Source organism: Vibrio pelagius (assembly GCF_024347575.1).
GTDB classification, from domain to species: Bacteria; Pseudomonadota; Gammaproteobacteria; order Enterobacterales; family Vibrionaceae; genus Vibrio; species Vibrio pelagius.
Genome location: NZ_AP025504.1, coordinates 565,747 through 578,097, shown reverse-complemented (window position 1 = coordinate 578,097; position 12,351 = coordinate 565,747). Strand labels below are relative to the sequence as shown.

The following is a 12,351-nucleotide window of genomic DNA, read 5'->3' as shown; positions in this document are numbered from 1 at the left end:
CGTTGTGCTGTGATCTTAAATTGTCACTTTTAATGGCACGTATGGGCTTGTATTTAAGTTGTGATTTTTATGTGGCGGGATTGTAAGGTACGGTCTGTTATTCTGCTAGTAAAATTAAATCCAGCTATATTGGCTGATATACCTAGAATTTTTGGTTATAACGTCGAGTTTTGTGATATGCAACACTATTGACTTTGTCGATTTGTAGCACTTATTTTTCGTCAAAAAATACTCAGATCAAAAACAAGATGCAAACGGTTGCTTTGTTGATGTGTAAAGTGTGATCTAACTATGTGTATAAATGAAATGAGTTAACATCTTGGTGGAAATGTATCCACCTACGTCTATTGCCTTTCTCTATCAACCTATTTCGAATGAATTTTGTATATTCTGAAAGAAAAACATTCGACTATTTTCCTATATGAATCGGCTCCTGACGCCTTACCGTTCTCAATTTCGATACTAACAATATTCATAATAGCAACCTAAAAGGTGATCAATTGCGATGAAATCTATAAATTTGACATAATTTATAAATGACAGCTAAGGAATCAGCGAGTACAAGTTGCATATTTGATAAATTAAATTCCGTGAGTGTCCTATTATTAAACAAAGCACCTAATGAGTTGCATGAAAGGGAGTAACTGGATTTAAAATGATAAATATATCAATTAGGTGGCGATTGATTCTTCTGTCATCTATTTCGATTCTCTTTATGTTCGGTTTTACGATTAACGAAGCCTTGAACAACAGAGAGCAGGTGACGAACTTGGAGGCGACTCGAGTGAAGATCGAGGCGCTACAGTCCTTTAGTGCGCTGTCTGGAGATATTTATCGTCTATTGCGCCTGCCCAATTCTTCTCCCATCAGAAAAAGTGCATACGCGTCAGCTGCCAAGCAGTTTGGGAGCATTCTCCAGTATAATAAGCAACTCGAAGAGTTATCAGCACAGTGGGACATTATTGACGAGCTCGATGATCTCGACCAGATCTTACAACAACTATCGAATCCCTCTATTGAGCAAAAACCGTCTCTTGGCATCTGGGCTTTTGACGTATTACAAGAAATATTGGTCGAGCTGAACGATGTGGATATCTTTATTGCCGATGACAGTATCAATACGGCAGGTAAGATTTTCAGCGACCTCAACAATTTTGTGTTTTGGACACAGAAAGAAGCGTGGGTGGGTTATAAACTTTATCTCTATCCCGACCTAAGAGACGGCAACCTCGACCTTTATTTGAGTACCATTCACCGTCAATCACTGTATTTAAATGCCCTGTTGAGAAGGAGTGATTCATCGACTCGGTTGGGGCAGTTACTGGATGTGTTTACGAGCCAAGACTATCAAGATAGCGTTGATTTTCGCGAGCGAATCTTCAAACGGCAGTTCAACTCGCAAGAGGTCAAACAGTATGTCTCTGGGTTAGAGCAGCGCCATATCGTGACTTTACAAGTGGTGGATAGTTATACCGCTGAGCTGCAAGCAGAGCTGGCTTCGCGCATTGAAGCACAGAAGATTAGTACCACGCTGACAACGATGTTGGTTATTACACTTGCGACCTTGGTTTTTTGGCTGACATCGACCACGTCACTGCGTCTCAATCGAAACCTCTCCTATATCCTAGATGGAATGTCTGATCAAAATCGCGGGACTGGGGAGCATAAGCCTATTGAGACAGAAGGGCATGATGAATTGACGCAATTTGCAGAAAAGGTCAATGAGATCATGAGTGACAATCAACAACACTACCGAGATTTGGTTGAAGCTAAAGAGGACGCTATTTCAGCTAATCGAGCTAAGAGTGCTTTTTTGGCGAATATGTCTCATGAAATAAGAACGCCCCTCAATGGCATTATCGGTATGGCTGAAATCCTTTCACAAAGCCAATTGAATGCAAATCAACAAGAAGTACTTTCAGATATTGAGTCCTCTTCTCATACCCTGCTCGTGTTACTTAATGACATTCTCGATTTGTCTAAGATTGAATCAGGTAACTTGTTACTTTCACCTCAGGCGGCAGACCTACGTGAAGTGGTTTACGACTCTGTTAGCGTCATATTATCCAAAGCAATCAGTAAGAATGTTGAACTCGATATTAACATTGATGCGAATACCCCACATCAGCTGCTGTTTGATGAACATAGATTGCGCCAAGTTCTGACTAATTTGCTGTCGAATGCGATCAAGTTTACTGATTCTGGCGCGATAAGTACGACAGTAACCTTCACACCGGGTTCAATGAGCCGAGGCATGATCGAGTGTCATGTTGCCGATACCGGGATAGGCATTGAAGAGAGTAAAATTGATTCAATATTTGAACCTTTCACACAGGAAGACGGTAGCATCACGCGTCAGTTTGGGGGCACCGGGCTCGGCTTAGCAATTTGTCGACAACTAGTTGATTTGATGGACGGACGTATCACGGCACATTCTGTAAAGGGTGAAGGGTCAATTTTTAGCTTCAGTTTTTACGTCGATATCGTAGAGAGTAAACCCAAAACATTTGATAACTTGAAGAATGCTGTAATTGTTTCCAATGGGTTCAACTACGTGGCTCAGTTGAGCAAAGAGTGCGAACGTTTTGGCATTCAGCCTGAAGTTGTTCCGTCTATCGACGATATATCCAATGCTCAGCTCGACTGTCACGTCTTGCTCTATTGTCATACGTTACATAAATCGATGGAACAAGATCTCGCGTCTTTGAAGCAGCGCTACCCACTATCTAAAGTGATTGTTTGTCAGCATCATCTGTTTAAAACCAATCAAATCACAGAACCTGTTCATTCGACACATACTGTTCCTTTCTTAGGTAAGCGTTTTTCGAATAGTCTCTTGGCGCTCGATACTGGAGCAAATCAAGTGAGCGAAAAGCCAACGAAATCTGAGGATGTCCATCAACTCAATCGTCGGATATTAATTGTAGAAGATAACTTAATGAATCAGAAAATAGCGAGTTTCTTTCTAGAAAAAGCAGGCTATGAATATACGATCACAAGTAACGGTCAAGAAGCCGTGGACGTGGTTACTCAAGGCGCACAGTTTGATGCAGTACTTATGGATTGTATGATGCCAGTAATGGATGGCATCACTGCCACTAAGGCAATTCGAGCTTGGGAGAAAGAGCTGGGGATCTCATCACTACCTATTATCGCACTAACGGCGAGCGTGCTCGATGAAGATATTAAAGACTGCTTTGAAGCAGGCATGAATGCTTATCTTCCCAAGCCTTACAAATCTCACCAGCTGTATGAACTTTTCGATAGCTTGGGAATCGTTTAATGACAATCGTCCCTGTACGTACTGTGCTATTCATGGATATAGGGCAACAGTTATCTGTACATCGCCATTCAATTTAGAGTTAAAAAACCCACTTATTAAAGTGGGTTACTATCATTCGTTGGACAACAAGGGACTATTTTTTGCCTTGAGTCTGCTTGTCTTCTTCCGTGAGTTCACGGATGCGGCGGCTGATGTCGCGACGAGCTTTAGAGATTTCAGCACTCTTGATGATGTGGTCATCAACACGATCTTCGTAGTCCGCTTTCATGTTTTTGATGATACCTAAGATTTCATCGTGAGACATTTCTGGCTTGATGTAGTCTAGTAGGTTGTCTAGAAGATCTACACGTTTGCGGTTATCACGAACTTTCTTTTCGTTGTCTAGAAGTTCACGCTTAAGTTTGTTCTTACGACGTGCCTGGTTAACAATTTCAAATACGCTACTCATAGATTCCTTTTCCTAATCGTCATATACGTTGTCTGATTCTGATTAAAGCACATCGAATGCGGTTGTAACAGTCTTTAGATCAAAGCAAAAGTAAGGTTGTTTAATAATTCAGCACTCTGCTGCTCAGCTGATTGTTTTTCTCTGACAGTTCACGATAGTATCTTGCTTAGACGTAAGCATTATATGAAATGTGAGATGAACCAATCAGAACCCAATAGTGAGGAGTCGAAAGTGATTTCTCAAGAAGTTTGTAGTGACCAAGACAAGCTTCGAACCGCCTATGTAAAAGAGCGTACCAACCTAGAGGTGGTGGAAATTGAATTAAATCGTTCTAAGATCATGGTGATTGATGAACAAGGCCGAAAACGAAGAGTCCCGATTCTGTCTGAGCACTAGCCGGTTAGGTTAGCTTTGAATGTGTACAGACGGAGTTGAAAATAATAAAAAGGAAAAATAATGAACACACAACTTTCCGCAATAGAAGCTCGTATTATTGGTTGTTTGATTGAAAAAGAGGTGACGACCCCTGATCACTATCCTCTTACTCTCAATAGTTTAACAACCGCGTGCAACCAAAAGAGCAATCGTGAGCCTGTTCTCTCTTTGTCTGAATCGGATGTACTTGACGCTGTTGATGGGCTCATTTCACGCCGTTTGGTGAGTGATGAAAGTGGCTTTAATAGCCGTGTGAGTAAGTACCAACATCGTTTTTGTAATACCGAGTTTGGTGATCTGCAATTTACAGATCAAGAACGCGCAATTATCTGCTGCATGTTATTACGCGGTGCTCAGACCCCTGGCGAGCTAAGAACGCGCACTGGTCGTTTGGCGAATTTCACGGACGTAAAAGAGGTAGAAGCGGTTTTAGACAAGTTAGCGGCTCGTGAAGAGGGCGCTCTTGTGGTTAAGCTGCCTCGTGAAGCTGGCAAACGTGAGTCTCGTTATCAACACTTGCTGAGCGGTGAAGTTGATGTAGAAGCATTGGCATCCGCTGCGCCAGCGATGGTATCGGGTTCTAGTAACGAACGCGTTGAAGCGCTAGAGGCCGAGGTGGAGAGCTTGAAAAAAGAGCTAGCCGAGTTAAAGGCTCTGGTTGAATCTCTGATTTAGATGACAGATAAAAATTCCGATGCGGATTGGGTTGTTTATCTGATCCGCACTCGTCATGACGCCCTCTATTGTGGTATCACTAACAATCTGACTCGTCGTTTTGACCAGCATCAGCAAGGTAAAGGCGCGAAAGCTCTCAAAGGAAAAGGTCCTTTGTCTCTGGAATGGACCCATATCGTCGATTCAAAAAGTTCAGCGCTTCGAATTGAATACGCTATTAAGCAACTCTCTAAGCTGCGCAAAGAGTCTTTGGTTAAACAGCGGTTATTCGTCGACATTAAGGATGAGAAAGTTGTTTATTTTGAACCATCGTTCAAATCTTAGTTGATTTCGTTCTATGGAAGCTTTATTTTCTCTGTATTACTTGCTTGAATGTGTTTTTGGTTGACCCTGAATCCGCTTTATCATTTCAAAATTAAGTTCATATTTTGTTGATGGGAATGGTGTTCTAACTATTGTTTGAACCTATCATTTTTCACGGTTGTCCTACATAATGTATTGAAAGTCATACGGCGATATGACGTCAAGCTAGGTACAAATGAGCCAAAGTAGCTCATAAAAAATGAGAAAATAATGAAACGTTCACTTATGTTGCTAGGGGCTTCGCTATTGTCAGGGCCAGCCTTTTCTCACGGCACTCACGTGCTCAACGGTTATTGGGAATACCAAGAATTTTTGGATAAGTTTCCAGCACAAAAAGCACTCACTGAACAGATGAACCAAGCTGTGTTGAGTCCGCCTGTTCCTTTGCAGGCTAAACAGCTTGATCCTATCACCATATCGGTTGTCTATCCTGGTCAACAGATCTCAGATTACTGGGTAAGAAATATTCAAGCGTTCGAAAAGCGTTTGGATAAGCTTAGAATCAACTACCAAATCAACCAAGTATTTACGCGTGTCAATGCAGATTTGACGCAGCAAAGTATTTCTCTTCAAGAAGCGATAGAGAATAAGACCGATTATCTGATTTTCACACTTGATACAACTCGCCATCGTAAATTTATTGAGCATGTTTTGAGCTCAACCAATACCAAGCTGATTTTGCAAAATATCACAACACCAGTTCGAGCTTGGCAAGAGCGACAGCCGTTTATGTATGTCGGGTTCGATCATGCTACGGGTAGCCTAAAGTTGGCGGACTATTTTAAAACTCACTCTAGAGATGAGAGTGAATATTCGGTCCTCTATCGTTCAGAAGGCTACATCAGTGATGCTCGTGGTGATACTTTTATACACGAAATCAGCGAAGAGACAGACTTCAAACTCAAATCCTCCTTTTATACCAAATCTGATATGGAGAGCGGCTATAAAGCGGCCAAGATCAGCATTGAGCGCAATCAGGATCTCGATTTTATCTATGCATGTGCTACCGATGTCGCATTAGGTGCCGCTAAAGCCATTCGTGAATCTGGTTTGGATATTAAACTCAATGGCTGGGGCGGCGGTTCTGCAGAATTGGAAGCGTTGGCTCGTGGTGATCTAGATGTTACTGTGATGCGAATGAATGACGACACTGGTATCGCGATGGCAGAAGCGATTAAGTGGGATTTAGAGGGTTTTGCTGTACCTACCGTCTACTCTGGAGACTTTGAGGTTGTGACCAAAGAAGATAGCCAAGAACATATAGAGTCGCTTAAACAGCGTGCTTTTAGATACTCAGGAAAATAATGAAGAAAAGCTACGCCAACACGCCACGTAATACACTCGCTAAACTCATCACTCGAATTATTATTCTGGTGATCGGTGTGATGGCAATTGGTGTGCTGATTCATAACTATGAAACCAGTAGTAGTATTGTAAAGCAAGAAACTAAACGAACGGTTCAGCAAACATCGAGCTTGATACAGAACATGTTTGATTACCGCTTGTCAGTCCTTCAAATCCACCAAGATAGTAGCTCTCACAGTGCCACGCTCAAAGAGTACTTCGAGAGCGGTAATAAAGAAGAGCTAAGCTATTTTTTCTTTGGTATTGACCAACGAGAGCCCAACCACGCACCAGATATGCGTTTTGTTACTACGCATGATGGTGTGGCTTGGGAAGACGGCAATGGTCAGTTTTATGGTTTTGACGAGAGCAGTTTAGAGTACATATCCTCTCAGGTTGCGTTTAGTAGTAACTGGCACTTCCTGGATTTAGATACCGATATTGGCAAACGACATCTGTTAGCGCGAAGAAACCCTATTGTCGATAACAAAACCGGTGAGGTACTTGGGCAACTCTATATCACCATTGTATTGGACAATAATTTTTCCTTAGCCGAGTCTATTCAACAGGGAAGCAACAGCGAGAATATCGTCATTGAAGCTCATGGCGACCCTGTCACATCGACATTCAGCGGTGATGAACCTTACTCCCTTAGCGATGTTATCTCTGACGGTTTTCACGAACAGATACCTGCACACTTCGTGACTGTTGCACGCATCAAGATCAATTCCGTTGATACACCTCTTACGATTCGTGCTGTGCAGAAGAACAGTAATTTTGTTGCGCTAGAAAAAAATTATGAGCGTGCTATCGCGGCAGTGGTGATTGTTTTGATTGCTATGTCATTTTTTGCAAGAGGGTGGATCCACAAACGCGTGTCTAAAGAGCTGAATAAACTGATGGAATTTACTCGTTCAGCGAGTGACAACCACGAGAGAAATAGATTCGATGGCTCAAATATTTATGAATTTCATCATATTGGTTGCACCTTAGAAGACACCTTTGAGCGGCTCGCAGAGCAGAGTCAAAAATTCCAAGACTTGTTCAATTTTGCGCACTCGCCCATTTTGGTTTGGTCTGAAAAGGGCACTCTAATTCAGATGAATCCTGCTGCTCGTATGGCGATGTTCGCAGATGACGATTTTAAAGGCGAGCTCGCCAAGGAGTTCGAGAGAAATATAAAGCCCAATGTACTGATGGTTCTGCAGGGCGCGAAGCTAACCGGTATTAATGTGCCTATTGGTGACAAGGTATTCCGTTGGAACATGTCAGCGATACGTGTTGAGCATGGCATTACCGGCGTGGTTGTTCAGGGGCAAGACATCACTAAACTGGTAGAGGCTGAGCGTCAAGCCGATCGCGCACGCGAAGAAGCTGAGCACCTCGCCAATGTTCGCGCGGATTTTCTTGCTAAAATGAGCCACGAAATTAGAACACCACTCAACGGTATTTTGGGTGTGTCGCAACTCTTAAAGCGCTCGATGACTGGCGAAGGCAATAGAGAAAAAGTCGATGTTTTATGTAACAGTGCGGAACATCTACTTGCTGTACTTAATGACATTCTAGATTTTTCGAAGATCGAACAAGGTCAATTCAATATCCAGAAGAAAGAGTTCCGCCTCTCAGAGCTCATCAATACGTTAGATAGCATATACAGACCGCTCTGCGTCGAGAAGTCAATCAGTTTTGATATCGAAAGTCGACTTCCTGAAGGGCTTGAGATCTACACGGATCAGGTTCGCCTGAATCAGATCATGTTTAATCTACTAAGTAATGCTCTGAAGTTCACGCACTCTGGTGGGATATCGGTGTTATTTGATTTAGAAACCACCATTAACACCAATCAAGCCGGGCTGGTTGTGACTGTAAAAGACAGTGGAATCGGTATTGAACCAGAGAAGCTAGATGAGGTGTTTGAACCTTTTGTTCAAGCGGAGGAAACCACTACACGTGAATATGGCGGTACTGGACTTGGCTTGGCGATTGTTAAGAATTTAGTGGACATGCTCGAAGGTGATATCAAAGTCAGAAGTCGTAAAAATGCTGGATCTGAGTTTGTTATTGATATCCCAGTGACTTACCGAACTGAACCCATCGCAGGCCCTTTACAGGGTGAGTCTGTAGCACCAAGGGATCTCTTTGACACAGCATTAAAGGTACTGTTGGTCGAAGATAATCATACCAACGCTTTCATTGCACAAGCCTTTTGCAAAAAATATGGGATGTCGGTGACGTGGGCCAAAGATGGTCTAGAGGCTGTGGCGTATGCTGAACTTCAACCCTATGACCTGATCTTAATGGACAACCAACTTCCCAATTTGGATGGAGTAGAGACTACGATTAAGCTCAGAGAGGAGTTGAATTTGCAAACCCCAATCTATGCTTGTACGGCGGATGCGCAAATTTCTACGCGAGATCGATTTATGGAAGCCGGAGCGAACTATGTGATTGTGAAACCAATCAAAGAAGAGTCACTGCATCGAGCTTTCCTCCATTTCAAGGAGCATTACCTGCCAGATCGACGTGTTGCTGGTAATGTATAAGCTCAGTGAATAAGAAGAAAGGCGCATTATGCGCCTTTTTTATCACAAATTACGTTAGAGGTTGCCTGCATTGAACGCCAACTCTAGTAAAAGCTTTTTTAGCTCTTCGTCGAGATCAAGATGATCTGGGAATTTAATGCCAAGAAGCCAACCTTGACCATGCCGCTTTTTACTCACTACTTTATACACCAAGCTCTCTGGTAGGTGTTCATCTAATATTGAGGATACTTTAATCTTCATATCAATATTGATGTCGGATTGCTGCGATACGTACACGCCACATCCGGAAATAGAAAAATCGATAAGCGTAGCATCAAGATTTAGTGTATCGAGGGAGACTTCACAGCTAAGGTTTATCTTATAGCGCTCATGTTCGCGAATTGGTTTCGTTGCGAAGTTGGAAGGTGGTCTCAGAAAAATGAGATGAGCTGGCTGAGTGATATGGGAGATAATACTGGTCTTAAAGGCCACAATATGGCCTAACTCAGTGTCAGTAATTGCTCTAATAATAATATCAACATTATTTAGTTTTCTGAGGGTTAAAGCTTCGGTCGATTTTTGAGACAACTCAAGCACCAAGTATTGATCTTCCTTGTGACCGATATAAAGAGTACTTACTTGGATAGAATCTTGTGGGCCAAATTCAAGGACACCTGCCGTACGTGTGCCTGATTTCAGATATCTAAACAGTTCTTGGTTGGTATCTTTTGGCATATTTCCATATAAGCAGTGTTAAACAATTATTGAAGCAATATAACGCTCTGATCGTTTTATGTCATTAGTTTCATTATATTAATTGATGATATTTAGATACCGAAAATCAGGTCATATGGTTTTACGCGTAAGTCAGCAAGTTCAGAAAACTGTGTTTATTTTATGCTCAACTGGACGCTGTCATCTTGCAGCTGCAATCAAACTCGGTACACTGCCAAAGAATGATTTAAATGGAGAAAAGAGCAATGGAACTATCAACTTTTTTGGCTAAACTAGACAACGAGCCAGAAAGCGTTCAGTTTGAAGATACAATGCAAGTTATTGAAAATGGCTACTTGTTCACAGAACGTGAATTTGCCAACGGAGATGTGGTGAATGCAGCCGGGCAGAACAACGGCTCGTGTAAAATCTTTGCGTTTGGTCAATTGGAAGGGCTATCTGAGCAGCAAACCTTGACCTGCTTTGGTCAGTACTACCGTCATGATGTTCTTGAGTTTCCTGAAAACGATGATCACCAAAACATTCGTAATTTTATTAAACATGGTTGGCAGGGTATTCGTTTTTCCGCACCAGCATTGGCTAAAAAATAGCAATTTACTATTCGATTGAGACAAAAAACAAGAGGGCGCATTGGGCCCTCTTGTCATATAGATAAGTCATGCTTGATGTCACTCGATAGGTAATGCAGAGAGACATTTGCGACACATACATAAGCCTTGCTTGGTCACACTGCTTGTATCTCTCTTCTCTAGTTCAAAACACCAACATGTCTCTTTACCCGCGCTGATATCGCATTGCGCTGTTTCGTTACACTGAGGACATTGGTGTGTTGCCCCTTCAGCCGAAAGGTTCTGCATCACTTGCTCTCTTTGTTCATCGGAAAGGTTTTTCCAGCCGATGATCTCATTGATGGTGCGATGGCAGCCGCCGCAAATACCGCCATTATTTTTACAAGCTGCGATACAAGGTGTTTTCATTTTTTAATTCCTGAGCCATTTGCGTGGCAATGTAACATACTGAGCATAGAAGTTAAGAATAGTTCTGTTTAACCTAGCGATCGAAAGGCATTTCAGGTAGCATCTCGCCCCTTTTCTAGCTTGGGGGATATGATTGATGTTCATCGGATTTGACTATGGAACGGCAAACTGCTCAGTTGCTGCAATGATCGAGGGGGCACCTCGCCTATTGCCTCTTGAAGGTGACAACCACTATATTCCCTCGACGGTTTTCGCCCCAACACGCGAGAGTGTCTCTGAACATTTGTTCCGTCACCTAAACATCAAACCAAGTGATGCGATTGGCGAGCAGGTACTGCGTCGTGCGATTGCGGCTAACCGCGAGGAGAGTATTGACTTGGTGCCGGAAGATATGGCGTTTGGGCAGGCAGCGCTGGACTTGTATCTTGAAGACCCTCGAGATGTCTACTACGTAAAGTCCCCCAAGTCGTTTTTGGGCGCGAGCGGTTTACATGACGTTCAAGTAAGTTTTTTTGAGGATTTGGTGTGCGCCATGATGGCGAACATTAAACAACAAGCTGAACGCTCTACGCAGTGTGCGATTGAACAAGCGGTTATCGGCCGTCCAATCAACTTTCATGGCCGTGGTGGTGAAGAGGCGAACCAACAAGCTGAGCGTATTCTAACTCGAGCGGCTATGCGTGCGGGTTTCTCAGATATCGCCTTTCAGTTTGAACCCGTGGCGGCAGGGCTTGAATACGAAAGTACGCTCACTCAGAACCAAACCGTTCTTGTGGTCGATATTGGTGGCGGTACTACCGACTGTTCACTGCTTGAAATGGGGCCGACATGGGCTGGAAACGCGGATCGAAGTGCAAGTTTGTTGGCTCATAGCGGTCAACGAGTGGGGGGGAATGATTTAGATATCTATCTTGCCTTTAAACGTTTGATGCACCCTTTTGGGATGACGAGTAAAAGTATCTCAGGGATCGATATGCCATTAACGCAGTTCTGGAACCCAATTGCGATCAACAATGTTGAGGCTCAGAAGAACTTCTATTCTCGAGAAAATCTTTCTTCTTTGAAATTGTTGCGCAAAGAGGCGGCTGAGCCAGCAAAGCTGGATAGATTAATGCGTGTGTATCACGACACCTTAGGCTACAGCATTGTAAGGCGTGCCGAAGAAGCAAAGATTGCCCTTGCCAACAGTAGTGAGTATCGAACTGCAATTCAGGTCGCGTCTGAATTGGTTGAAGTGGATATCTCAGTTCAACAAATGGTTGAAGCAATTGATGCACCAAAAGCCAAGATGATTGAATTGGTTAAGGAAGCGATACAACAAGGGCAGAAAAGGCCAGACGTTATCTACATGACAGGTGGTTCTGCACGCTCTCCGATTCTTCGTCAAGCCGTAGAACAAGCCGTGCCGAATGTACCCCTTGTATGTGGTAACTACTTTGGTTCTGTTACTGCAGGGCTAGCGCGTTGGGCAGAGACCTGCTTTAAATAAGCGACAAAAAACTAGTCGGATTGAGAGCGAAAAAGCAACCTTTACCAGAGGTTGCTTTTTTTATTCGCGTTGTATTGCTT

At 43.0% G+C, this 12,351-nt stretch carries 11 protein-coding genes; 8 read left to right on the top strand and 3 right to left on the bottom strand.

Annotation, left to right across the window (positions count from 1 at the left end):
• Positions 1-715: 715 nt before the first annotated feature.
• Positions 716-3,283 (top strand): hybrid sensor histidine kinase/response regulator, encoded by a 2,568-nt coding sequence (locus vsple_RS16775; RefSeq protein WP_261884045.1) that lies wholly within the window; start codon positions 716-718, stop codon positions 3,281-3,283.
• A gap of 133 nt (positions 3,284-3,416) precedes the next feature.
• Here the strand turns inward: vsple_RS16775 and vsple_RS16770 are convergent, their stop codons facing one another.
• Positions 3,417-3,731 (bottom strand): DUF496 family protein, encoded by a 315-nt coding sequence (locus vsple_RS16770; RefSeq protein ID WP_032550242.1) that lies wholly within the window; start codon positions 3,729-3,731, stop codon positions 3,417-3,419.
• A 195-nt stretch (positions 3,732-3,926) separates the two neighbouring features.
• On the opposite strand from vsple_RS16770, the gene vsple_RS16765 reads away from it, so the two are divergent.
• The 5 genes from vsple_RS16765 (at position 3,927) to luxQ (ending at position 9,091) form a co-directional block, all read left to right on the top strand.
• Positions 3,927-4,127: a hypothetical protein gene (locus vsple_RS16765; RefSeq protein ID WP_255232491.1), complete on the top strand. Its 201-nt coding sequence runs from the start codon at positions 3,927-3,929 to the stop codon at positions 4,125-4,127.
• Positions 4,128-4,187: 60 nt separating this feature from the next.
• Positions 4,188-4,841: a YceH family protein gene (locus vsple_RS16760; RefSeq protein ID WP_261883942.1), complete on the top strand. Its 654-nt coding sequence runs from the start codon at positions 4,188-4,190 to the stop codon at positions 4,839-4,841.
• A complete protein-coding gene (locus vsple_RS16755; RefSeq protein WP_261883941.1) occupies positions 4,842-5,165 on the top strand; it encodes a GIY-YIG nuclease family protein in 324 nt (107 codons plus the stop codon).
• 249 nt (positions 5,166-5,414) lie between these two features.
• Positions 5,415-6,509, top strand: a complete 1,095-nt coding sequence (locus tag vsple_RS16750) for a substrate-binding domain-containing protein (RefSeq protein WP_255232494.1) — start codon at positions 5,415-5,417, stop codon at positions 6,507-6,509.
• Positions 6,509-9,091, top strand: coding sequence for a quorum-sensing autoinducer 2 sensor kinase/phosphatase LuxQ (gene luxQ, locus vsple_RS16745; protein ID WP_261883940.1), 2,583 nt, complete (start codon positions 6,509-6,511; stop codon positions 9,089-9,091). The genes vsple_RS16750 and luxQ overlap by 1 nt, the downstream gene beginning before the upstream one ends.
• Before the next feature lie 54 nt (positions 9,092-9,145).
• Here luxQ and vsple_RS16740 read toward each other — a convergent pair whose 3' ends face one another.
• Positions 9,146-9,805: a PilZ domain-containing protein gene (locus tag vsple_RS16740; protein WP_261883939.1), complete on the bottom strand. Its 660-nt coding sequence runs from the start codon at positions 9,803-9,805 to the stop codon at positions 9,146-9,148.
• 245 nt (positions 9,806-10,050) lie between these two features.
• Between vsple_RS16740 and vsple_RS16735 the strand changes: the two genes are divergently transcribed.
• Positions 10,051-10,395: a HopJ type III effector protein gene (locus vsple_RS16735; RefSeq protein ID WP_255232497.1), complete on the top strand. Its 345-nt coding sequence runs from the start codon at positions 10,051-10,053 to the stop codon at positions 10,393-10,395.
• Positions 10,396-10,473: 78 nt separating this feature from the next.
• Here vsple_RS16735 and vsple_RS16730 read toward each other — a convergent pair whose 3' ends face one another.
• Positions 10,474-10,782 carry a DUF1289 domain-containing protein gene (locus vsple_RS16730; RefSeq protein ID WP_261883938.1) on the bottom strand — a complete coding sequence of 103 codons (309 nt, stop codon included), beginning with the start codon at positions 10,780-10,782 and terminating at the stop codon, positions 10,474-10,476.
• 136 nt (positions 10,783-10,918) lie between these two features.
• On the opposite strand from vsple_RS16730, the gene yegD reads away from it, so the two are divergent.
• Complete coding sequence (yegD, locus tag vsple_RS16725; protein ID WP_261883937.1) at positions 10,919-12,271, top strand: molecular chaperone; 1,353 nt, start codon at positions 10,919-10,921, stop codon at positions 12,269-12,271.
• Positions 12,272-12,351 lie beyond the last annotated feature (80 nt).

Coding starts and splice junctions, on each gene's coding strand:
- vsple_RS16775 (WP_261884045.1), top strand. CDS start 716: ATGTTCGGTTTTACGATTAACGAAGCCTTGAACAACAGAGAGCAGGTG.
- vsple_RS16770 (WP_032550242.1), bottom strand. CDS start 3,731: ATGAGTAGCGTATTTGAAATTGTTAACCAGGCACGTCGTAAGAACAAA.
- vsple_RS16765 (WP_255232491.1), top strand. CDS start 3,927: ATGAACCAATCAGAACCCAATAGTGAGGAGTCGAAAGTGATTTCTCAA.
- vsple_RS16760 (WP_261883942.1), top strand. CDS start 4,188: ATGAACACACAACTTTCCGCAATAGAAGCTCGTATTATTGGTTGTTTG.
- vsple_RS16755 (WP_261883941.1), top strand. CDS start 4,842: ATGACAGATAAAAATTCCGATGCGGATTGGGTTGTTTATCTGATCCGC.
- vsple_RS16750 (WP_255232494.1), top strand. CDS start 5,415: ATGAAACGTTCACTTATGTTGCTAGGGGCTTCGCTATTGTCAGGGCCA.
- luxQ (WP_261883940.1), top strand. CDS start 6,509: ATGAAGAAAAGCTACGCCAACACGCCACGTAATACACTCGCTAAACTC.
- vsple_RS16740 (WP_261883939.1), bottom strand. CDS start 9,805: ATGCCAAAAGATACCAACCAAGAACTGTTTAGATATCTGAAATCAGGC.
- vsple_RS16735 (WP_255232497.1), top strand. CDS start 10,051: ATGGAACTATCAACTTTTTTGGCTAAACTAGACAACGAGCCAGAAAGC.
- vsple_RS16730 (WP_261883938.1), bottom strand. CDS start 10,782: ATGAAAACACCTTGTATCGCAGCTTGTAAAAATAATGGCGGTATTTGC.
- yegD (WP_261883937.1), top strand. CDS start 10,919: ATGTTCATCGGATTTGACTATGGAACGGCAAACTGCTCAGTTGCTGCA.